Annotated in this window: 24 protein-coding genes and 1 pseudogene; 17 read left to right on the forward strand and 8 right to left on the reverse strand. The window is 62.2% G+C overall.

The window, feature by feature from the left end; all coding sequences use genetic code 11:
- Positions 1-11: 11 nt before the first annotated feature.
- The 9 genes from BQ7471_RS09095 to BQ7471_RS09135 all read left to right on the forward strand — a co-directional run bounded on the left by BQ7471_RS09095 (position 12) and on the right by BQ7471_RS09135 (position 10,107).
- The gene (locus BQ7471_RS09095; protein WP_076466338.1) at positions 12-1,562 is read left to right on the forward strand and encodes a sugar ABC transporter ATP-binding protein; all 1,551 of its coding nucleotides are present in this window, start codon (positions 12-14) and stop codon (positions 1,560-1,562) included.
- On the forward strand, positions 1,559-2,722 hold the full coding sequence (gene mmsB / locus BQ7471_RS09100; RefSeq protein WP_076465712.1) for a multiple monosaccharide ABC transporter permease: 1,164 nt from the start codon (positions 1,559-1,561) through the stop codon (positions 2,720-2,722). Before BQ7471_RS09095 ends, mmsB begins: the two co-directional genes overlap by 4 nt.
- A gap of 167 nt (positions 2,723-2,889) precedes the next feature.
- A complete protein-coding gene (locus BQ7471_RS09105; protein WP_076465714.1) occupies positions 2,890-3,582 on the forward strand; it encodes a GntR family transcriptional regulator in 693 nt (230 codons plus the stop codon).
- Positions 3,583-3,709: 127 nt separating this feature from the next.
- Positions 3,710-4,453: an SDR family NAD(P)-dependent oxidoreductase gene (locus tag BQ7471_RS09110; protein WP_076466339.1), complete on the forward strand. Its 744-nt coding sequence runs from the start codon at positions 3,710-3,712 to the stop codon at positions 4,451-4,453.
- 48 nt (positions 4,454-4,501) lie between these two features.
- Positions 4,502-5,539, forward strand: coding sequence for a transaldolase family protein (locus tag BQ7471_RS09115; RefSeq protein WP_076465715.1), 1,038 nt, complete (start codon positions 4,502-4,504; stop codon positions 5,537-5,539).
- 17 nt (positions 5,540-5,556) lie between these two features.
- Positions 5,557-6,396, forward strand: a complete 840-nt coding sequence (locus BQ7471_RS09120) for a sugar phosphate isomerase/epimerase family protein (RefSeq protein ID WP_129583411.1) — start codon at positions 5,557-5,559, stop codon at positions 6,394-6,396.
- A 12-nt stretch (positions 6,397-6,408) separates the two neighbouring features.
- Entirely contained in the window at positions 6,409-7,296 is an 888-nt protein-coding gene (garR, locus tag BQ7471_RS09125; RefSeq protein ID WP_076465718.1) for a 2-hydroxy-3-oxopropionate reductase, read from the forward strand.
- A 170-nt stretch (positions 7,297-7,466) separates the two neighbouring features.
- Positions 7,467-8,798 (forward strand): GntP family permease, encoded by a 1,332-nt coding sequence (locus BQ7471_RS09130; protein WP_076465720.1) that lies wholly within the window; start codon positions 7,467-7,469, stop codon positions 8,796-8,798.
- 208 nt (positions 8,799-9,006) lie between these two features.
- Complete coding sequence (locus tag BQ7471_RS09135) at positions 9,007-10,107, forward strand: glycerate kinase (protein ID WP_076465722.1); 1,101 nt, start codon at positions 9,007-9,009, stop codon at positions 10,105-10,107.
- Between the two features lie 17 nt (positions 10,108-10,124).
- On the opposite strand, the gene BQ7471_RS09140 is transcribed toward BQ7471_RS09135, so the two are convergent.
- On the reverse strand, positions 10,125-10,376 hold the full coding sequence (locus BQ7471_RS09140; protein WP_083663346.1) for a sugar-binding domain-containing protein: 252 nt from the start codon (positions 10,374-10,376) through the stop codon (positions 10,125-10,127).
- Between the two features lie 20 nt (positions 10,377-10,396).
- Between BQ7471_RS09140 and BQ7471_RS09145 the strand changes: the two genes are divergently transcribed.
- The 4 genes from BQ7471_RS09145 (at position 10,397) to BQ7471_RS09165 (ending at position 11,970) form a co-directional block, all read left to right on the forward strand.
- Positions 10,397-10,744 (forward strand): hypothetical protein, encoded by a 348-nt coding sequence (locus BQ7471_RS09145; RefSeq protein WP_076465725.1) that lies wholly within the window; start codon positions 10,397-10,399, stop codon positions 10,742-10,744.
- Positions 10,745-10,830: 86 nt separating this feature from the next.
- Positions 10,831-11,256: an FGGY-family carbohydrate kinase gene (locus BQ7471_RS09155; protein ID WP_235821288.1), complete on the forward strand. Its 426-nt coding sequence runs from the start codon at positions 10,831-10,833 to the stop codon at positions 11,254-11,256.
- A 202-nt stretch (positions 11,257-11,458) separates the two neighbouring features.
- Positions 11,459-11,683, forward strand: a complete 225-nt coding sequence (locus BQ7471_RS09160) for a hypothetical protein (protein ID WP_129583412.1) — start codon at positions 11,459-11,461, stop codon at positions 11,681-11,683.
- Positions 11,680-11,970, forward strand: a complete 291-nt coding sequence (locus tag BQ7471_RS09165; protein WP_129583413.1) for a hypothetical protein — start codon at positions 11,680-11,682, stop codon at positions 11,968-11,970. Before BQ7471_RS09160 ends, BQ7471_RS09165 begins: the two co-directional genes overlap by 4 nt.
- A gap of 65 nt (positions 11,971-12,035) precedes the next feature.
- Here BQ7471_RS09165 and BQ7471_RS09170 read toward each other — a convergent pair whose 3' ends face one another.
- Positions 12,036-13,631, reverse strand: a complete 1,596-nt coding sequence (locus BQ7471_RS09170) for an MFS transporter (RefSeq protein ID WP_076465731.1) — start codon at positions 13,629-13,631, stop codon at positions 12,036-12,038.
- A 188-nt stretch (positions 13,632-13,819) separates the two neighbouring features.
- Between BQ7471_RS09170 and BQ7471_RS11805 the strand changes: the two genes are divergently transcribed.
- Positions 13,820-13,942, forward strand: a complete 123-nt coding sequence (locus tag BQ7471_RS11805) for a hypothetical protein (protein WP_268874469.1) — start codon at positions 13,820-13,822, stop codon at positions 13,940-13,942.
- Positions 13,943-14,296: 354 nt separating this feature from the next.
- On the opposite strand, the gene BQ7471_RS11965 is transcribed toward BQ7471_RS11805, so the two are convergent.
- Positions 14,297-14,779: a recombinase family protein gene (locus BQ7471_RS11965; protein WP_407922687.1), complete on the reverse strand. Its 483-nt coding sequence runs from the start codon at positions 14,777-14,779 to the stop codon at positions 14,297-14,299.
- 293 nt (positions 14,780-15,072) lie between these two features.
- Between BQ7471_RS11965 and BQ7471_RS09180 the strand changes: the two genes are divergently transcribed.
- From BQ7471_RS09180 to BQ7471_RS09185, 3 genes and pseudogenes are all read left to right on the forward strand, one after another.
- A complete protein-coding gene (locus BQ7471_RS09180; RefSeq protein WP_205408285.1) occupies positions 15,073-15,354 on the forward strand; it encodes a helix-turn-helix domain-containing protein in 282 nt (93 codons plus the stop codon).
- Positions 15,351-15,488, forward strand: coding sequence for a hypothetical protein (locus BQ7471_RS11380; RefSeq protein ID WP_159438536.1), 138 nt, complete (start codon positions 15,351-15,353; stop codon positions 15,486-15,488). The genes BQ7471_RS09180 and BQ7471_RS11380 overlap by 4 nt, the downstream gene beginning before the upstream one ends.
- Before the next feature lie 113 nt (positions 15,489-15,601).
- Positions 15,602-16,065: pseudogene (locus BQ7471_RS09185) on the forward strand (transposase); the annotation flags it as partial.
- Positions 16,066-16,551: 486 nt separating this feature from the next.
- Here the strand turns inward: BQ7471_RS09185 and BQ7471_RS09190 are convergent.
- From BQ7471_RS09190 to BQ7471_RS09210, 5 genes are all read right to left on the reverse strand, one after another.
- On the reverse strand, positions 16,552-17,256 hold the full coding sequence (locus BQ7471_RS09190; RefSeq protein ID WP_076465733.1) for a DUF3800 domain-containing protein: 705 nt from the start codon (positions 17,254-17,256) through the stop codon (positions 16,552-16,554).
- A 68-nt stretch (positions 17,257-17,324) separates the two neighbouring features.
- A complete protein-coding gene (locus tag BQ7471_RS09195) occupies positions 17,325-18,950 on the reverse strand; it encodes an NAD(P)-binding protein (RefSeq protein ID WP_076465734.1) in 1,626 nt (541 codons plus the stop codon).
- Between the two features lie 5 nt (positions 18,951-18,955).
- Positions 18,956-20,215, reverse strand: a complete 1,260-nt coding sequence (locus tag BQ7471_RS09200) for a thiamine pyrophosphate-dependent enzyme (RefSeq protein ID WP_076465736.1) — start codon at positions 20,213-20,215, stop codon at positions 18,956-18,958.
- A gap of 13 nt (positions 20,216-20,228) precedes the next feature.
- The gene (gene porA / locus BQ7471_RS09205) at positions 20,229-21,488 is read right to left on the reverse strand and encodes a pyruvate ferredoxin oxidoreductase (RefSeq protein WP_076465737.1); all 1,260 of its coding nucleotides are present in this window, start codon (positions 21,486-21,488) and stop codon (positions 20,229-20,231) included.
- Entirely contained in the window at positions 21,481-22,074 is a 594-nt protein-coding gene (locus tag BQ7471_RS09210) for a 2-oxoacid:acceptor oxidoreductase family protein (protein ID WP_076465739.1), read from the reverse strand. Before BQ7471_RS09210 ends, porA begins: the two co-directional genes overlap by 8 nt.
- Positions 22,075-22,175 lie beyond the last annotated feature (101 nt).

Consider the following 22,175-nt stretch of genomic DNA (forward strand, 5'->3'; position numbering starts at 1 on the left):
AGAGGTGAATGATGCAGACCGATGATGTGGTTCTGCGAATGTCACATATCGTCAAAGAGTTCTCCGGAGTGAGAGCCCTCGACGATGTGACGATGGAGGTGCGCCGCGGCGAAGTCCACGCGATCTGCGGTGAGAACGGAGCCGGGAAGTCCACCCTCATGAAAGTCCTGTCGGGAGTGCACCCGTACGGGACCTACGGCGGCACCATCGAATACGACGGGAAGGAGTGCCGCTTCAAGTCCATCCGCGATTCAGAGAACGACGGCATCGTTATCATTCACCAGGAGTTGGCCCTGTCCCCGTTCCTCTCCGTCGCCGAGAACATCTTCCTCGGCAATGAGCGGGGACGGGCCGGACTCGTCGACTGGCACGAGACGAAGCGCCTCGCCAAAGGGCTCCTCGCCAAGGTCGGCCTCAATGTCGATCCCGAGGCGCGCGTCGTCGACCTCGGCGTCGGCCAGCAGCAGCTGGTCGAGATCGCCAAGGCGCTGTCGAAGGATGTCAAACTCCTCATCCTCGACGAGCCCACCGCCGCCCTCAACGATGATGATTCCGAGCACCTGCTCGAACTCATGCGCCAATTGCGCCAAGAGGGCATCACGATGATCATCATCTCGCACAAGCTCGGAGAGATCCGCGAGATCTCCGACTCCACGTCGATCATCCGCGACGGCAAAACCGTCGGATACATCGACATGCACCGTCCCGAGGGCGTCACCGAGGACGAGATCATCGCGAAGATGGTCGGACGCGAGCTGTCCAACCGATTCCCCGAGCACGTCCCGTCGATCGGCGAGGACATCCTCGAGATCCGCGACTGGAGCGTCCACCACCCGATCGACACGGGGCGAAAGGTCGTCGACGGCGCCAATCTCACCCTTCGCCGCGGCGAGATCACAGGGCTCGCGGGCCTTATGGGCGCTGGGCGCACTGAACTCGCAATGAGCGTCTTCGGCCACCAGTACGGCGTCGACATCAGTGGCGAGGTCCTCAAAAATGGCGAGGTCATCGACACTTCCAGCGTCGACAAGGCCATCGCCCACGGCCTCGCCTACGTCCCCGAGGATCGTAAGACGATGGGGCTCAACCTCATCCAGGACATCCGTAAGAACGTGTCGATCGCTGCGATCGACAAGGTCATCAAGGGCGGCGTCATCCAGTCGCACGTCGAGGATCGACTGGTCGAGGACTTCCGCACGAGGCTGCGCATCAAGACTGCGAGCATCGACGCCATCGCCTCGTCCCTATCGGGGGGCAACCAGCAAAAGGTCGTCCTCGCCAAGTGGATCAATACCGATCCCGAGATCCTCATCCTCGACGAGCCGACCCGGGGCATCGACGTCGGCGCGAAATACGAGATCTATCAGATCATCCAGAAGCTGGCGGATGACGGGCACGCCGTCCTCGTCATCTCCTCGGAGCTGCCCGAGTTATTGGGCATTTGCGATCGCATCTACACGATGAGCCAAGGAATGATCACCGGCGTGCAGCAAGCATCCGAGGCCACCCAGGAATCCCTGATGAAACTCATGACGAAAGAACGTGTGAAGGAAGAACGATGAAAGAGACGACCAAACGGCTGCACGGCAGCCTTCAGCAGTACGGGATCCTCGGTGCCCTCGTCATCATCGTCATCCTGTTCAACATCCTCACCGGCGGGCGCCTGCTCGCCCCCAACAACGTGGCGTCGCTCATTCAGCAGAATGCGTACGTCATGGTCCTCACCATCGGCATGACGATGGTCATCATCGCCCGACACATCGACCTCGCCGTGGGATCGATCGTCGCCTTCGTCGGCGGTGTCGTCGCCCTGCTCATGTACCAGATGCACATGGCGTGGCCGCTCGCGGTCCTCATCGGCCTCGCCATCGGCATCGTCATCGGATGCTGGCAGGGATTCTGGGTGGCCTATGTCGGAGTTCCGGCGTTCATCGTGACCCTCGGCGGCATGCTCATCTTCCGCGGCCTGGCGATCGTCCTCGTCGAGGCGACAGTGTCCGGCCTGCCGTCGGGCTTCGTTGCGATCGCTGCGGGTTCGGTTCCCAACTTCCTCGGCTTCATCGGGATGCTCGACGTGGTCACCCTCGTCATCGGCATTGCGACGATCGCAGTCGCGGTGATCATGGCCGTGAGGAAGCGCATGAAGGACATCAAGGCCGGTGCCGCTGTTCTTCCGATGGGCCTGTTCATCGCGGGCCAGCTCGTCACCGCTCTTGCGATCGGCCTGGTGACGTACCTGCTCGCCCTGTCGTCGGGAGGCGCGCCGATCGTCCTCATCATCATCGGCGTACTGGTGCTCGTCTACTCCTTCGTCATGGCGAAGACGCGATTCGGCCGCCACATCTACGCCGTCGGCGGCAACCTGCGCGCCGCCCAGCTCTCCGGCATCAATACCAAGCGGACCGACTTCCTGGTCTTCGTCAACATGGGTCTGCTCTCCGCCCTGGCAGGCATCATCACCACATCGCGTGCGGGCGCCGCCGTCGCGACGGCTGGCCAGAACTACGAACTCGATGCGATTGCAGCGGCGTTCATCGGCGGCACGGCGGTTTCAGGCGGTATCGGCAAGATTTCCGGAGCCATTATCGGTGCACTCATCATGGGCGTGCTCAACATGGGCCTGTCGATCCTCGCGGTCGATTCCGCCTGGCAGCAGTCCATCAAGGGTCTCGTCGTCATCATTGCGGTCGCAGTCGATCTGCTGACCTCGAAGAGGCGATGACTCTGTCCTGACTCTGTGTAATGGGGGTCGCGGCCCGGGCGCTTGGACGAGGCGCCCGGGCCGCGTTTTCTTCACCGAGGTGTCGGTTCGTGCACGTGCTCGGCGCGCTCGGGCGGCGGGGGACTAGGATGAGCGCAAGAGTTATCCATCAGCGCGGGAGAAGATTCATGCCGCAAGGCGTCCAGGACTATTCACACCTCAACCTCGCAGCGAAGCGAACGGGGTTGACGGAGCAGGTTCAAGAAGCCCTGGTCGACATGATCCTCGAAGACGTGATTCCGGACGATGCCCCGATTCGCATCGACGCTCTCGCCGATGCCCTCAATGTATCCGCAACGCCCGTGCGCGAGGCGCTTGCACGACTCGAGGGGCTCGGCCTCGTCGTCAGAGAGAGCTACCGGGGGTACCGTACGGCGGCAAAGTTGACGAACCGGGAACTTCAGGACCTGATGAGTGTGCGCAGGCTGCTGGAGCCCGAGGCGGCGAGGTTGGCGTGCATGGCGCAAGACCCTCGCCTCCTTGAACGACTGGAGGCCGCGGTGGGGGAGCAGACCGCATCGATGAGCCTCGACGGCGTGGCGGAGACCCGCGCATTCATGCGCGCCGATCAGAAATTCCACCAGATCATCCACGCAGGATCCGGGAATCGCTTCCTCACCTCAGCAGCGGACGTGCTCGGGGGCAATGTCCAGCGGTGGCGCCACTTCAAGAACCAGGTCGTGACGGATGCTGCGGACTCCCTTGAGGAGCACCGTCGGATTCTTGAGCAGTTCCGGCGAGGCGACCCTCAGGGGGTCTACGACACAATGTTGCAGCATATCGATAACCTGTCGTTCCGCTTGGCGCAAGAGGCTGAGTGAAGAAACCTGAGGATGGTCAGGTAGTTTCCTAAAAAATATATGATCCATAATGTAGACAATGTGATAGATGATCGCTATTGTGGTGCCTGACGCGCAAGGGTGCGCATCGATTCGAAAGCAGGCATTCATGGAGAAGAGCAGGCTCACCATCGTCACAGGCGCCGGGCAGGGCATCGGCTACTCGATCGCGCACAGACTCGCCGAAGACGGGAAAGACCTCATCATCGTCGACGTCAGCGCCGAGCGCGCCGACACGGCCGCACAAGAACTCAGGACACAGGGATTCACCGCCCACAGTACGGTGATGGACGTCTCGGACCCCTACGCCGTCCACTCAACGATCACACACATCACAGACACATACGGTCCTATCGGAGCGCTCGTCAATAACGCCGGGATCGTCTCGAATACACCGTGGAACGAAGTGTCCTTCGACGAGTGGTACCGCGTCATCGCGATCAACCTGTCGGGGTGCTTCCTCCTCTCCCAAGCGGTCCTCCCGTCAATGATCGATGCGGGCTACGGGCGCATCGTCAATATCGTGTCGCTCGCGGGACGAAACGGCGGAGTCAGCGTCGGACCCGCATATGCGGCATCGAAGGCGGGAGTCATTGGCCTCACGCGACACCTTGCCGGAAAGGTCGCCGCGGCTGGCGTCACCGTCAACGCGGTGGCTCCCGGAACGACGAGAACGCCCATGGCTGAGAGTTTCACCCAGGAGCAGATGGAGGCGATCAACCGATCGATCCCCGTCGGACGCCTCGGGGAAACCGGCGAGATCGCCGAAGCGGTCGCTTACTTCACCGGAGAGAACTCCGGCTTCACCACGGGCGCAGTTCTTGATGTCAACGGCGGAATGTACTTCGGCTGAGCATCACGCCCTCATTAACAACCCCATGTACAAGGAGGTACACCAATCATGACAACCGGCTACCTGAAATGGATGGCGGACAACACCGCATCGCGTTACTGCAACGACTCGGCGCTCACGAGTACCATCAGTCATGCCCTCAATAATGGCGCAGTCGGCGTGACGACGAATGCTCCGCTGTCGTTCGAAGCCCTGACCACCACCGAGCCGCAAGACCTCGACCCCGAGGATACGGTCGACGTCGCCCTGGTGGGCGACGAACGGGTGACTGCCCTGCTCGGCCGCGTCGTCCGCCCTATCGCCCGACGCTTCGAGTCGATGTACGAGGCGTCGGAGGGCGCCTATGGATACGTGCGCTCCCAGGTGCAGCCCGGCGCTTCCGCCGACTATGACAAGCAGCTCCAGCAGGGCCTGACAATCGCAGGATTCGGACGCAATGTCATGGTTAAGATTCCCGGCACCGAGTCGGGGATTCGAGTCCTCGAAGAGCTCGCCGCGCGCGGCATCCCCACGACGGCAACGGTGTGCGTGAGTGCGTCGCAGATCCTCGCCGCCGCCGACGCCTACGAACGTGGCGTCAAGCGGGCCATCGCAGCGGGAATCACCCCCGCTCCCTCCACCTCCGCCTTCGTCATGGGACGCCTTCAGGACTACCTCGCGCACCTCAACGAGACGCAGGGCAAGGGACTCGCCACTGAGGATCTTGAAGAGGCAGTCGTCGCAGTGGCGCGCAGACTCGTCCGCGCCCTCGAAGAACGGGAGATGGTTCCGCTGCTCATGCCCGCAGCATTTAGACACCCGCGCCAGGTCGCACTCCTGGCGGGCGCGAAAGTGGAGATGACGATCCACCCCAAGATCCAAAGCGTTCTCGAGAAATGGGATGCGCACGAGGGGATCGCCCGCGAAGAAGGCTTTTCCCGACCCCTGGACCAGGCGCGGATCGACCGCGTCGCCGATGCACTCCCCGACTTCGTGACGGCCTTCGAGTTCGACGGCATGCTTCCCGAGCAATTCGATGACTTCGGAGCGACCGTCATGACGCTCGACGGCTTCGACCAGGCGTGGCAGAAGCTGCGGGGACTGTGACCGTGGTGGCCTCAGGCGTGAGCTTCGGTGTTGCCGTGTCCGAAGAACTCCTCGGCGAAGGGGCTCCCGTCCCCTTCCAAGGAGGAATCGTCAAAGGGATGGAGGAGGCGGCGCGCTGCGGATTCGACACTGTCGAACTGCATGTGCGCGACCCCCATACGCTCGATGCCGCGGCGATAGCGGCGTGTGCGGACTCCCTTGGAATCGCAGTCGCCGCAGTGGGAACGGGACTCGAGCACTCGCTCAACGGCCACTGTCTCACTGCTGACAACGCAAGCGCGCGACGCGAGGCGCGCGATGCGATGCTCCGTCATGTCGAGTTCGCCGCTCACTTCGGAGCCGTTGTCTTCGTCGGTCTCATCCGAGGGCGGGCTGCGAACTATGGCGATATCCCCAGGACGCTCGACCTCTTCGCCGAAGAACTGCGTCCCATCGCTGAGGCGGCGGAGCAGTCGCAGGTTCCCACTGGACTCGAACCCGTCGCCTACTACTTCTCAAACCTGCTCAACACGACGGAGGAGACAGTCGAGTTCGCCGGGCGCCCGGGGCTGGAATCCGTGGGGTTGCTCATCGACACGCACCACATCGTCCTCGAAGACCGGTCTCAGCGTCAGGCACTGTTACTCGCGGGACGACGGATCACTCACATCCATGCCTCGGACTCGAATCGGCGTTATCCCGGAGCGGGGAACGTCGACTGGAACGAGGTCGCCCGCACTCTCACTGAGCTGGGCTACACAGGGTCGGTCTCGCTGGAAGTTCTCCCCATCCCCTCCGGCATTGAGGCTGCGCAACGCGGACTCGAGCATCTCCAGACGACGTGGGCATCACTGCCCGCCCACACTCATCACCACTGAAAGGACAATGACATGCGCATCGGTTTCATTGGACTGGGAATCATGGGGCGCCCCATGGCCCACAATCTCATCAACGCGGGTTACGAACTGATCGTTTACGACAAGTTCGCTCCGACCGACGACTTCGCCGCACAGGGGGTGCGAGTCGCGGCGAGTGGCCGAGAAGTTGCCGCCGACTCGGATGTCGTCATCCTCATGCTCCCTAACTCGCCCCACGTGCTCGACGTGCTCACGTGCGAGGGCGGCGTCCTCGACGGTGCACATGACGGTCTCATCGTCGTCGACATGAGTTCCATTGCGCCAGCAGCCTCTCAGCAGGCTCACTCCCTCGCTGCCGACAAGGGCGTCGCCTTCATTGATGCCCCCGTCTCCGGCGGCGAGCCGAAGGCGATTGACGGAACCCTGGCGATCATGGTGGGCGGCGACGCTGGAGCATTCGAGACGGTCCGTCCCCTCTTGGAGGTCATGGGCTCGAGCGTCACGCACGTCGGCCCGATCGGCGCCGGCAATGTCACGAAACTCGCCAATCAAGTCATCGTCGCGCTCAACATCGCAGCGGTGAGTGAGGCCTTCACCCTGGCAACGAAGGCGGGAGTCGATCCCGAAGCCGTCTTCGAGGCGATCCGCGGAGGACTCGCGGGTTCCACAGTGATGAACGCGAAAGTCCCCATGATCCTCAACGGGGACTTCGCCCCCGGATTCCGCATCGAATTGCACATCAAGGACCTGCAGAACGCCCTCGACACGGCGCACGAACTTCACACACCCGTTCCGCTCACAGCGGGCGTCATGGAGATCCTGCAGAGCCTCGTTGTCGCCGGCGAACAGAAGAACGACCACAGCGGAATCATCCGCTACTACGAGCGTCTCGCCGACATCGAAGTCCGACGGAACGACTGACACTCAGGCGTCGACGGCGCCGAATGATCCCCTCACGGGCGCTTAGCGCCCACAAGTGGTGGCGAGGGCTGGGCTAAGGAATGCCCCCGCCACCACGGCAGCAGCTCACAAGGACGTGAACGAAAGGAAAACCATGCTGCACTTCGTAACCATACCCCTGGGAGTCGACCGTGATTAATCTGCTCTGGTTGGCGCTATCAATCGTCGTGATCGTCGCACTCATCCTCTGGGTGAAGCTGCATCCGGCGGTGTCTCTCATCATTGGCACGTTGCTTCTCGGTTTCATGCTTCAGATGCCCGCATTGGACATCGCTACAACGATGACCGAGGGCTTCGGCGGACTCATGACAAGCCTGGGTCTATCAGTCGGCTTCGGCATCATCCTCGGCCAATTGATGTCCGACTCCGGCGGTGCGAAAGTGATCGCACGGACCATCGTCGGACTTACGACCGATCGTTTCGCCGTTTACGGCATAGCGTTTGCAGCGTTCGTCCTTGCCATCCCGGTCTTCTTCGACGTCACCTTCGTTATCCTCGTCCCGTTGGCGATCGCGATCGCGCGAGAAGCGAAAAAGCCGCTGCCCCTCATGATCGGCGCGGTGGCGATGGGCGCGGGAACGGCGCACACCCTGGTGCCTCCAACGCCCAATCCTCTCGCAGCTGGAGACATCCTCGGATTCTCAGTCGGCTATATGGTGGCGGTCGGCGGAATCGTCGGCCTCGTCGCAGTGATCGGCGGTGTCACCGTCTACTCGTGGATCCTCCCCAAGGTGTGGAGGCCCTCCGTTGACGTCGCTGAAGAGCCCTCCCTCCAGGAAGTGCCCGGCGAGGACAAGAATCCGAACTTCTGGCTGGCACTGCTCCCCATCCTCACGCCGCTCATCCTCATCCTGATCGGTACCGTGTGGGGCGCCGCCGCTGAAGAGGTCCCGCTCGTCGTCAAGTTCCTCGGCGACAAGACCATCGCCCTGCTCATCGGCACGATCGTCGCCTACCTCGTCGCCTCTACCGACTTGAGCCGCTCCGAGATGGAGACCGCGGCGAATAAGGCGATCAGTTCTGCCGGTATCGTCTTGCTCATCACGGGCGCGGGCGGCTCTTTCGGAGCCGTCATCAAGGCGGGCGGCGTGTCCGACCTCATCGCGGGGGCGGTCGCCGGGCTGGGCGGCGGACACTTCGTCGCTCTGCTCGCTTGCTTCTTCGTCGGAATGTCCTTCCGCGTGGCAGTGGGCTCGGGAACGGTCGCGTCCATTACGACGATGACCATCTTCGCCTCCCTCGCGCCGACGATCGGCGTTCACCCGGTGTGGGTCGCCATGGCGTGCCTCGCGGGTGCGCTGTCCATCGGCCACATCAACGACTCCGGCTTCTGGGTGACCGCGAAAATCCCCGGTTTCTCCGTCACCGGCGGCCTCAAGGTGTACACATTGCCGCAGTTCACGGCGTCGATCATCACGATCATCTGCGTCATCATCGGCTCGTACGTCCTGCCGATGGCATAACGGATCCATGGGGACGACCGGGAGCTCCTGGTCGTCCCCATGTGTTTCGCAGTGTGTGCTTTCCACACGGGGCGGGCAGGTACACGACGGAGGTGCTGTTGTGGACTAATATCACCCTCTTGTTAACAGTTGAGAAAGTTGATTGAATGGCTTCAATTCGGGTATCAGCACTGCTAGCGTGAAGACATCGACTCGCTCAGGAGAATCAATGAAGTTCGTCCTCGCCCCCGATTCGTTCAAAGAGAACATGACCGCTCTGGAAGCGGCAAGCGCTATGAAGCGCGGCGTTCGCGACGTGCACCCGGACGCCGATTGCGTCCTCGTGCCCATGAGTGACGGGGGAGAGGGGTTCATCGACGCGATCGCCACCGCATGGGGAGCCGATCTCATCAGCGTCGACACGGTCGACGCGCTCGGTCGGCCCATCACCTCCCAGTACGCGCTCGCGGGCGAGAAAGCCGTCCTCGATGTCGCATCCTGCGCAGGCATTGAACTCGTCGCACCCGCTGACCGCAATGTCTCAGAATCGTCCACGCGAGGCCTCGGAATCATCATGCGCGACGCCCTGGAACGAGGGGCCGCGCACCTGCTCGTCGGAATCGGAGGATCCGCCACGAATGACGGTGGCGCGGGTATGCTCGTCGAACTCGGAGTTCGCCTCCTCGACGAGGACGGCGCCGAACTGCGCCCCATCCTCGCCGATCTGGCGAACGTCGCACGCGTCGACGCCTCAGCCCTCGACGCGCTCCTCGACGGCGTCGAAATCCTCGTCGCATGCGATGTGACAAATCCGCTCAATGGTCCCGCCGGTGCGACTGCGGTCTTCGGCCCCCAAAAGGGCGTCACTCCGGAGCAGGTCCCCGTCTTCGAGTCGATCCTCCGTCATTTCGCCGAAGCCTCAGGGCGCGCAGAGGTTGCTCTCGAGCCCGGGTCGGGCGCTGCCGGCGGCCTCGGATTCGCATTGCGCGCATTCTGCGATGCTCGCCTGGTCCCCGGGGTCGACCTCGTCGCCGACGCCGTGGGACTCTCAGACAAGGTCGAGGGTGCCGACTGGGTCTTCACCGGTGAAGGCTCCGTGGATTCGCAGACCATCAATGGGAAGACCCCGGCAGGGGTTGCCGCTGTCGCGCAGGCGAAGGGAGTGCCCGTCATGATCTTCGCCGGTCGCATCAAAGAGGGCGCGGAAGTGCTGCTCGATCACGGGGTGTCGAGGATCGTGAAAGTCGGAGACCCGGAAGAGCCCCTTGAAGAGGCGCTGAGAAACGGTCAGAAGAACCTCCGCGCAGCCGTCGTGGAGGCGCTCGCCTGATCCGGCATAGCCAGGGGTCAGTGTTCCATCCTTTTCAGGAGGTCCTCTGCGACCTCATTGGTGGTGATGAGGCCCGACGATGCGATTACCTGAATCGCCCTCGCCTTTCCCAAACCTCCGGCGACAGCGACGACTTCGTTCGTCCTCTTGAGCTGCTCGACCGTGATTGAGATTCTGCGCTCGTTGAACGGTGTATCGATGTAGTTCCCGTCGGCGTCGAAGAACAAGCCGACGACTTCTGCTACGGGTGCGAGTGCGTTTGAATGGATGAGTCGTCATTGACGCCGCCGTGGACAACGCTGACCGTCATCAGATCGTCAGGGCGATCACCGGAATCGACCCCGCGGTGAGCGGATCGGTCGAGATCAACGGGACGACTCCGACTCCTCGCTTGCTCGCTTGTCCACCCTATTCATCTTGTTCCACATTCCACACTCTCGACGACGCGGATCCGGGCAATACTCTGGCGATGGGGTCGACGCTGGTGGCCGCCGTGCGGTGGGATGCGGTGACGGAGTGTTTCCACAGGCTCGGACAGGAGGTGGAGCTTGATCGCATCGCGGCGCTATCGGTGTCGGGACAGTGCCGTGGAATGGTGCCACTCGACGAGGACCACGATGATCCTCTTGCCTCATGACTACCTGAACTACAAGCTCACCGGCCGTTTCGCGACAGGCCGGTCAGAGGCATCGGGAACCGGATACTTCAACTCGACCACCTCTCGTGTGCACGTTGAATGCGACGGAGGCGACGGATTGGGCGGCGAAACTCATGGGAGTGACGGTTCAAGAACTCGACGTCCTCGCGGGCCTCATCAGGGGAATGGAGGCGATCGAAGAATGCGGGATCGCACTGTCGGACAGAGTCATCGCCATCGGAGGAGGATCGCGCTCGCCCGCCTATACGACGCTCCTCGCTGATCTGCTGGGCAGGCCCGTTGAGGTGATTCGAGAGCCCGAGGCCACTGCTCGGGGCGCGTGTCTGCAAGCGAAGGCACTCGTTGACGGCTTGTCGATTCGAGACGCTGCATCACGGTTCCGACCCGAACCGGAGCGGATCGTCGAACCGCACAGCGGCGAAGGACTCCTCGAGTTTCCCAAAGGCTCCTCAAATTCGTCTGTGTCGCTCCCAGAGGTACAAGGGGCATGACTGGCCGTGCTCCTCGTCGTTCATAGGCCACCATTGTCCACAGACAATACCCATTGCTATTCAGCGTCCACAGACGCCATTCGGACGATGACTGGAGCAATCGCTCAATGATTAGCGTGCTGCACATGGCATGCGTTCAATCATTACGAACCTATCTGAACTCCCGGCCTCCAATAGCGAACATGTACTCTATGGACGTATCATGAAGTACGGAGCTGCTGGCAGCGCCCTCAAACACGGGATCTCCTATCGAAACCTCATTCACCTCGTTTGCACCGCCGATTATCTCGGGACTGATGAATCAGGACTGCTGTGGTGGATCGGGCGAGCACCGAATAACGAGGAGTACGAGGTTGCCGGCATCTCCACCGACGATGGCGCGATAGTCATCATTCACGCGATGCCGATGAAATGGAGGCGGCGATGACGGACACGTTCTACAGATTTGATCCTCGTGCGGAACACGTGACCTGGAAAGGACAAGCGCTCACCTCTGAACTCGTCGATGCCCTCGCCGATGAGGCGGAGGCGACCGGTCCGCCGAAAGGGCTAGTACCGGGTGGCAAGTCGCTGTCGGGGAATGGGCGGCACTCTCCGAAGATACAGGTCGTCCTCAGTGAACACACCCACGCGCGACTACGCGAACGTGCGAGAGATGAGCACATGAGCGTGTCGAAGTGGGTGCGACGACTGATCGAGTGCGAACTCGCCTGAACGGGGGAGACTCACCCGACGTCCCGCCTCGCATGCGTCGGAATTCCGAGTGAGGCCGAATGCGCCTACTCCCCGTACCTGGCGGCGAAAGACTCTTCGAGTCTCTCCAGGGACGTGCCACGAGTCTCAGGAACGATGAATAGGTAGAAGCACAGCGCCACCACATTGATTGCGCCGAATGTCGCATAGGTCCACGCCGCGCCCAAGTGCTCGATCATCACGGGGAACACATAGGACACGACCGCATTCATCAGCCATCCGCAGCCCACGGCGAACCCCTGGGCGACGCCGCGGATCCGTGAGGGGAAGATCTCCGAGACGAGCACCCAGTTCACAGTGCCCGACTGCTTCGCGAACACGAACAGCGATACGAGGACGAGGACGAGCCACGGCAATGCCGGGGGAACATCCGCGGAGATCGATCCATCGGACAGGGTATAGGGCGTGATCCCGAAGGCGAAGACGAGCGCGAGGGAGAAGAGGAAGAAGGTGACGCCCGTCTCCTGGTAGATGCCGACGTGACGGCGCTGGAGGCGCCCCACCAGCCACAGGCCGGCAGCGGCACCGATCGTCGCCACCGCGCCGGTGACGACATTGAGAGAGATGGAATCAGTTGTGGAGAATCCCGCCGCCCTCAAGATCTTCGGAAGGTAGTACATCGCCGTGTTGATGCCGGTCAACTGATCGAAGCACGCCAATCCGATGCCGATGAAGACGAGACGCCGCGTCCACTTGACGTCGAGGGTGCGCCTCAGGGACCACGTGCCCTCGTTCTGCTGAGCCCTGCGGAGTTCAACCATGTCGCGCACTTCTCCGGCGATGTCGTCTCGGTCGTCGTCCCGAATCCGCTTGAGGGCGCCGATCGCCTCCGCGTAGTGACGATTCGCCGCATACCAGCGCCCCGATTCGGGCATCATGCGCATTCCGATCCACAGGAGGACCGCCGGGATCGTTGCGAGGACGAGCATCCACCGCCACGCCATGCCATTACCGCTCACAATGACGATGTCGGCCATGGTCGACGCCTGATCCCACGTGAGGTGTGCGGATTCTCCGACGGCGACGTCGATGGTGACGTGGGGGCCGCCGTGTCCGCGGGCCAGCATCGCGTTCATGGAGTAGGCGAGGAGTTGCCCGAAGACGATCATGAACTGGTCGAGGGCGACGAGCGGGCCGCGGACCCTGGTCGGAGCGGACTCAGACAGGTAGATCGGCACCGTCGCGGACGCGCCGCCGACCGCCCATCCGAGGATGAAGCGGAACAGCAAGAGGACGGGGATATTGGGGGAGAAGGTGCAGCCGAGCGTACCGACGATGAAGATGAGGGCGAGCAGGAGAATATTGTGGCGCCTGCCGTATCGGTCGGACAGACGTCCGCCGATGATCGCGCCGAAGGCGGCGCCGATGGCGAGGGTGGCGCCGACGAGCCCCTCGTCGAACTCATTGAGGCCGAGGCCGCCCGCTGCAGTCGGCATGTACATGTAGGGCAGGGCCCCGGCGATGACGCCCGTGTCGTAGCCGAAGAGCAGGGAGCCGAAGGTGGCGACTGTGGCGAGGAAGACGATGGAGCGGCGCGGCCCCGATGCGGGTGTGGAGTCGACGAGGGCGGCGAGCTCGTCATCGGAAGGAGTCGCAGTGGTGCTCGAGGGTCTTGATGTCATACGCCCATCATCGTCCGATGACGCGTGAAAGGGAATATGAAAGCCCTAAGGGCTGCGACTTCATCATCTGTGAACCCGCAGTTGAGAGTTGGTGCGGCCCGATCCTGCAGCAGCGGCGCGCAGACGCCGGCCGACGGCGCTCGTCCTCGTCATTGGTAAGCGGAACTCTTTGTAAGGTCGCGTGACGGATGGAGCGCTCGACGACCTCGCTGAATGATGAGGACGGTCCGTATGTGCCCGCCCTCGTACGCGCCATCACCCTCCACTTCATGATGGGATGCGACTACTGCTTCGCAGACAGGAACGGGTGAACCGCTCGCACTGACCTGCAGGATCTACATGAACGGGGATATCTTGACATGGTCAAGAGCGACAAGACCTTCATGTGATACCCCGACGACGATCTCGCAGAGAGGATCGACTCTCGAGTTCTTGAAGTTTTCATGCCGCAGCGAATTCAGCGCCAAGCTCGCGACGACGTGCCGTTGCTCGAATTTCAAAGAACCACATTTCCTTCGTAGATACTTTGTGTCAATGTCGACATAACTATCTGATAGTTGCCAATCAATCAGCTCCGCGCATCCCATCTCAACATCATTGATTAAGAACTGCACATACTCAGTGCCATCCAGGGCATTATCCCCGACTCGACCGGCGCGGCTGTGTCACCATCGATCTTGGAAGCCTTCATCTCCGTATGGAAAGATCCCGATTTTCCCGGAGAACACGCGTTGTCTGGAGGAGGAGCACTGACCTTTGCACGTGGCGGCGAGTTCGGCTTGGACGAAGTCCCATACGGCAGGACTGATGATGGCCTCATGGTTACCGGTGACGTAGTACTGAGGCACCGTACCTTCGTTCTTAACCTGCTTCTTGGTAAGGAAGTCGATGGTGTAGGTCTTTTGTAGTAGGGCGTCACCTTTGTATTTTCGTTGGTATTGAAAGCTCCGCCGCAAGTGGTTCGTTCCTATCGAAACGAGGAAACGGTACTTGATGCAGTAGGTCTTGCAGGATCTGTTCGCAGTTCTCGCATCAGCCGAGCCCCGACCGTCGAGCTCGGGGCTCCGCGTGTCTGCAGACCGCTGAAGAATTTTCGCCTGCCGATTCATCTCATCCTGATGGTTCGCTGGCTGCTTGATGATCGACACTTCAACCACCTCTATCGTTTCTTTCGTTTCTGACGTAGACTGGGTTCATGGCGAGCATGACAGTGGAGAGAGAAAGAGACAGCATTGGGGCGCCTTTGCGAGGTCCGCGCACGGTTTTGCCCCCTGAAGATCGTCGCGAGCTTCACGAGATGGATCAGCTGCTCGCGGCTCAGCCAAGGTTGGTCGACCATCAAGGGCATGCGATCCCTCTGCCGGAAGAGGTGTTCAGCGTGCTTCGCGATGTCGTTGAAGCTATGCAGGCTGGACGAGCAATCGTACTTACTCCGACCGCCATGCGCCTGACGACTGGGGAGGCTGCGGAGATCCTCGGCGTATCTCGTCCGACTCTCGTAAAACTCCTTGAAGAAGGAAAGATCCCCTTCGATAAGCCGAATCGACATCGATACGTGATGCTCGAAGACCTCGAGCGGTATCGAGCAGAGCGGGCCGCGGAGCGGCGAACGGCCATCATGAGGTTCTCGGAATCGGCTCGAGAGCATGGATTTGATGATCCGACCCTCGAAGAAGTCGCCGAAGCGGTGAAACTCGTGAGGGAGGAGATGAACGCAGAGTGAGTTTCCGGGCCCTTCTTGATGCGAATGTGCTGGTTCCTATCACCGTTGCGGATGTCTTCCTGCGGTGCGCCGAGCAGGGCTTCTACGATCTACTGTGGTCGGATCGCATTATCGAAGAGGTCGCACGGGAGTAGTGCCCTGTAGAGTGGTGTAGTCCTCGGTGGCTGGCCTTGTCATGAGTGTGGGTGCGGTGACTGTGTGGTTCTTCGAGGAAATTCTCGCATCCCACTCGGATGGAGTCATCACGGTGGCCGCTTCTCATATTGTCGGCCCTGCTGGCTTGTTCGGTGAAGCTCTCGTGGAGGTGTTCCCGGATTTGATGCGGCATTATTGCAAAGCGTGATCAACGCTGCTCTTGGTTGATGCTGACGCGGACGCGGTATGTGGCGCCGAATGGGGCAAAACGTCCCCGAACCGGGTTGCGTAGCGTAACGGCTAGTGACACCGTGAGCTGGACACCCGAGTCGGCACGATCGACGTTGCCGTCCCCAAATTGCGCTCGGGCACGTACTTCCCGGACTGGTTGCTGGAGCGCCGTAAGTGCGCCGAGGCGGCACTGTCACTGTCGTCGCCGACTGCTACCTCGCCGGCGTTTCCACCCGCCGCATGGACACGCTCGTCAAGACGCTCGGCATTGATTCGCTGTTCAAGTCGCAGGTGTCCCGCATGGGTGCGGACTTCGATGAACACGTTGACCAGTTACATCACCAGCGTCAACAATGACGCACACCGCGAGATCCGAACGCCGCACCCACTCAGTGGGCATCTTCCTCAACCACCAAGCCATCACTCGCCTCGCCGCCGCCTCCCCGAAACCGACGCTAAGGAAGTGACCAACAGCATCCTCGAACTCAACGCATAACTCAACACCAAAGGACCACAAAACGACTACACCACTACCAAGGACTTGACCCAAGCAACGCATCATCAATCGTCATACTCATAGTCAAACAACCTTTCAAGAAGAAGACCACTCACACAGACAATCTGACACCCTCGTACGTTCTTGTGCTGTAACGCGGCATGCGGCAACTTGTTGCAAGCGTGCCATCGTCACGCTGTTCCGCCGCACGTGCTTCGCTCCTATTGAAACGAGGAGGCAGTGCTTGATACAGTGGATCTTGCAGGATCTTTACAGCTCCCGCATCAGCCGGACCCTGGCCCTTGTGGCCAGGGTTTCCGTGCATCATGTGCTCGTCATGGCCATTCGTGGTACGTGATCGCTGGCCCGAGAATCCGCCAGATTCTGTTAAGTGCGCGTTGCGCCTGTGGGTCTCTCTCGGTGTGGAATCTGTGACGCTGAAACACAAAGGTAACCACGTCGATCGCCTGAAGTAGGCGGCTTGATGAAGATGGCCCGAAGTACACGGTGTCGGCGACGTGATCGAGAGTGATGCTGGTCTTGCCTCGTAGTTTCCGATCGCGTCCCACGTGAAGATTGGTTCGACCGGTCTCAGCGCTGTGATGCTCATCAGCGAACAGGAGCACCGCTTCATCAGGCGCAGTCTCACGCATCTTGCGTTCGATCGCTTCAAATGCATGAGCAAGAGCTAATTCGTGCGGTGGGAAGGGCTTAGAGTACCTAGCCTTGAGGCGGGGAACGTTGATTGCTCGAATGATCAACGTGGCTCCGGAGTTGACGACGATCTTGGATATGTTCTGAAATAGTTGAACACTCAACCAGATAGGTGCCCCATTCCAATCGCTCTTCAGGTGAAAGAGATCGTAACCATGGAACTCCGCAGAATCAGGAACGGAGGGGCAGAGGGAGTGCGCGAAGCTCGCCTGGGAGTCCAAAGACCGCTCGACGGAGCTGAGCTGATCCTCGTCAATGAGGAGAATGCCGAACATATAGATGCGCCCATCCGATGTTCGTGACTCATCGAGATACGCGAACCTCATTCATGCAGTCTATCCCCACTCGGTGACGTCGTAGTCGTCGCTGTGGATACAGAGTGAGGAGGGCGGCGCTACACCTGCTCGGGGATCATGGAGATCGCGCCGCAGGGGCACTCTTCGGCGCACAGGCCGCAGCCCTTGCAGTAGTCGTACTTGAACTCGTACTCGCCGGGCTTGATCTTCGTGATCGCATTATCCGGGCAGACGCCGAAACAGTTGTCGCAGCCGAAACAGTTGCCGCACGACATGCAGCGGCGGGCCTCGAAGATCGCGGACTCCTCATCCAGACCCTGAACGACCTCGTCGAAGGAGGAGGCGCGCCTGGCCCCCTCCAGCTTCGCGCGCACCTGATGAGGTGCATCCGCGTAGTACCACGGCGTCATCCGGGAGAACTCGGCATCGCCATGCTTGGGGGCGGGCTCGTATGTGGTCCCGTGCAGGTAGGCGTCGATATAGCGCGACGCCTTCTTCCCGTGCCCGATCGCCACAGTCACCGTTCGCTCCGAGGGCACCATGTCGCCGCCGGCGAACACGCCGTCAATGCCCGTCATCATCTGGTCGGTGACGCGCACGACCCCGTCCTCGATCTCAATGCCCGAGGCGTTCTCGATCAACGACAGGTCCGCCTCCTGGCCCAGAGCCATGACGAGGGAATCCGCGCCGAGCTCCTCGAATTCGCCGGTCGGCTGCGGGAAGCCCGACTCGTCGAGCTCCATCTTCTCAATGGTCAGCGTCCCACCATCCACGTGCTTGACCGTGGACAGCCAGCGCATCATGATGCCCTCCTCCTCGGCCTCGGTGACCTCGGAGTCGTGTGCGGGCATGCGGTCGCGGGTGCGCCGGTAAACGATGATCGCCTCGGATGCGCCGAGGCGCTTAGCGGTGCGGGCCATGTCGATCGCCGTATTGCCGCCGCCGTAGACGACGACTCGGCGTCCCAGCATCGGCTTCTCACCGGTCTCGACGCCCTGAAGCACAGACACGGCGTCCATGATCTTCGCGGACTCCCCGGCGGGGATGAAAGCGCGTCGCCCGATGTGGGCGCCCACGGCGAGGAAGATCGCATCCCACGTGCCGACCTCATCCTCGACATTGTCGACTTTCGCGTTGAACTCGAAGGTCACGCCCATCTCTTCAATGCGGCGGATCTCCGCATCCAGGATTCCCCGGGGCAGGCGGTAGGCCGGGATGCCGAAGCGCATCATACCGCCCGCCATGGGGCCCGCCTCTTTGATGTGCACGCGGTGGCCCGCCATGCGCAGATGATAGGCGGCAGACAGCCCCGACGGGCCAGCACCGACGATGAGCACCGACTTGCCCGAATCGGGCGCAGTCACCGGGACGCGCCACCCCTGTTCGATCGCCTTATCCCCGAGGAAGCGCTCGATCGCATTGATCCCGACCGCCTCATCGACCTGAACGCGATTGCACGCCGTCTGACACGGGTGATAGCAGACGCGCCCCATTGTTGCGGGCATCGGATTATTCACCATGATCTCGCGCCACGCGGCCTCGTAGTCGCCCTCTTCGGCGTGGTACAGCCACTGCTGGATGTTCTCGCCCGCCGGGCACGCCTTATTGCACGGCGGCAAAAGGTTGACGTATACGGGCCGTTCCGTGCGCCACGATCCGGTCTCATTCGCCAGCGACGACCCGACGTTCAGAGTAATCGCAAAGGGCTGAGTCTCGATGGTCATGGCGCTCACTCCTTCTCCGGTGCGGCCTCGGCGCGCAGGGACGCCCTCGTCAATGTGTCGGGCCTGCGGATCTGCGTCGTCGGCCCCGCCCCCTCCAACGCCTCGGCGAGGGCGGCCGCCTCAGCGCGCCCCTGTTTCGTCTGGGCCGCGGCATGGATGATCGTGTCGTACCGGCCCTCGGGATCCTCGGGAGCGGCGAGGACCCGTTCGAGGACGTCCGAGTCGAGCAGCTCCTCGTCGATGAGGCCGTAGCGGCGGATATTGCGATCGGCGATCGCCTGGATGCGGGCGAGGGTCGGAGCATCGCCCTCCCCCCTGAACAGGTGCGCGAAGCGGCGCTGGGGGCGCAGGTACTCCTCGACGGGGGCGGGGCGGCGGATCTTCGTCACCGAGGTGATCTCGCCCCCCTCGGCCTCGAACACGGGGAAGAGGCCGGTCTGGGTGGCAAGCCTTGCGAGTTTCACCGTCAGATTCGAGGCGGCCCCCCACCCGAGCGGGCACGGAACGAGGACGTGGATGTAGCGAGCCCCGTGGTATCCCATCGCCTTGGTCACCTTGTACTCGAGGTCGCGCAGGTCGGCGACTGTCGCGGTCGCGACATAGGGGATCTCATGGGCCATCGCGATGCGGGCCATGTCCTTGCCCTGGCCGAAACTATTGCCCGGATTCGGCCCGACGGGCTGGGTGGTCGCCGTGCGTGCGGTGGGGGGCGTCGCGCCGGAGCGCTGCACGCCGGTGTTCATATACGCCTCGTTGTCGTAGCAGATGTACAAGACGTCGTCATTGCGCTCGAACATTCCCGACAGGCAGCCCATGCCGATGTCGACGGTCCCGCCGTCACCTCCCTGAGCGACGACCCTGGTCGCCCTTCCCTTGGCGCGCAGACCCGCAACGGCACCCGCGGCGACCGCAGGGGCGTTGCCGAAGAGGGAGTGCAGCCACGGTACGGTCCATGCGGACTCGGGGTAGGGGGTGGAGAAGACTTCGAGGCAGCCGGTGGCGTTCACCGCGACGAGGTCCCCGCCCGACGCTGCGGCCGCGGAGTCGAGAGCATAGCGGGCGCCGAGGGCCTCGCCGCACCCCTGGCAGGCGCGGTGCCCGGAGGTGAGCGTATTCCAACGATTCGGGTCGGATTGGACGGAACGGTAGTCTTCTTCGGCGAGCCGATTGCCGACCGCGTAGGAGCCGACTTGGTAGAACTTGACGTGTTCACGCGCGGGGATGAGGGTCTCGCGGACCCCGGGGATTCCCAGATGAGTGCTCATGTGCCGGCTCCTGTCACATCCGCAATGCAGCGTCGGTGCGCGCATGCGAGTCGCGCATGATGTTCTCAGCGAGGGGACCCGACCTGCGGGTGGCGGCCTCGCGGGCAAGTTCGGCGTCAACGAGTCCACGGTCGAGGTCGAGGAAGGTCTGCTCGTCGAGAGTACCGGCGGCGGCCTCGTCGAGGAGGGCGTGCAGGGACGCCTTCGTAATGGGGCGCCCGCCGAGTCCGGCGAAGACTTCGAAGTTCTCGATCCCCATGCCCCGCACGGCGCTGCGGCAGTGGGAGGACACGATCCCGCCGATGCCGACGGAGAACGCCTTCTCCACGTTGATGAAGCGGCGGCAGTTCTTGAGCGCGTCGTGCACCGCGTCGGTGGGGAAGGGGCGGAAGCTCGTGATGCCGAGGACCCCGATCCTCTCCCCGCGTTCGCGACGCTCGTCGATGACGTCCTTGATGGTGCCGAGCACCGAGCCCATCGACACGACGATCGTCTCGGCGTCCTCGGTGCGGTAGGGGCGCCCGAGGCCGCCCGAGTCGCGTCCGAAGATCTCAGCGAACTCCGCCTGCACCCGAGGAATGAGGTCGAGGGCCTGCATTTGACGGTGGTGGGCGAGGTAGCGGACCTCGGTGTACGCCTCGGGGCCGACCATCGCCCCGATCGATACGGGCCTTTCAGGGTCGAGGACCTGACGGGGCTCATAGGGGGGAAGGAAGCGGGCGACCTGGTCGGCCTCGGGGACGTCAACGACCTCCATCGCGTGGGTGAGGACGAAGCCGTCCATGCACACCATGACGGGCAGCGACAGTTCTTCAGCGATGCGGAAAGCCTGGACGTGCAGGTCCGCGGCCTCTTGATTGGTTTCGGCGTACAGTTGCAGCCACCCGGAGTCGCGCTGACTCATCGCGTCGGTGTGGTCGTTCCAGATGTTGATGGGGGCGCCGATCGCGCGATTCGCGACGGTCATGACGATCGGCAGGCCCAGGCCTGAGGCGTTGTACACCGCTTCGACCATGAAGAGCAGGCCCTGTGATGCGGTCGCCGTGTACGTTCGGGCGCCCACAGCGGATGCGCCGATGCAGGCGGACATCGCGCCGAACTCCGATTCGACGTTGAGGTATTCGCACCCGTCGAGTTCGCCCTTCTTGACGAGAGCAGACAGTGTTTCGACGATGTGCGTCTGCGGGCTGATCGGGTAGGCGGCGATCACTTCAGGCGTGCACGCGGCGACCGCTTTGGCGATGGCCTGCGAGCCTTCGATTTGTTCACGCATGGGGTTCCTCCCCTTGTGCGGCGGTGCGCATGGACGTGACGAGGTCGAATGCGGCTGTTGCCGCCGTGACGTTCTGGTCCCCGACTCGGCCGGGGAAGCGGTGGTGGATCGCGTCGACGACGGATTGGAGGCGGATGAGGCCGGTGAGGGCCGCGACTCCGCCGAGCATCACGGCGTTGGGGACGGGGCGCCCCACGTGTTCGCGGGCCAAGTCGAAGGCGGCGAGGGTGATGGCGTGGCCGGGGGGCAGGGAGGCGACGAGGTCGTCGAGCCCGAGCTCGTGGAACGACTTCGTCGAATTGAGGAGGACGTACCCATTGGGTTTGAGCCCGGCGAAGACGTCCATCACGGCGAGCAGTGTCGGGTCCTGGATGACGATGACATCGGGTTCGAGGACAGGTTCCCTGGTCCGGATCTCCGTATCGGAGATCCGGCAGAAGGCGACAACGGGGGCGCCGGTGCGCTCGGAGCCGAAGGAGGGGAATGCCTGCGCGTGGTGTCCGTCTGTGAAAGCAGCCATTGCCAGCAGATCGGATGCGGTGACGACTCCCTGTCCTCCTCGACCGTGGATTCTGACTTCGACCATGGTCATGACGCTAGGACTGCGCGGCGCCTCGCGCGGGATCTGGGGGCAGACGGCTGCTTTTCATTGGGATTCCGCAGTTTTTGGGATGTCGATCCGTGGAC

Source organism: Actinomyces mediterranea (assembly GCF_900155595.1).
Lineage (GTDB): Bacteria > Actinomycetota > Actinomycetes > Actinomycetales > Actinomycetaceae > Pauljensenia > Pauljensenia mediterranea.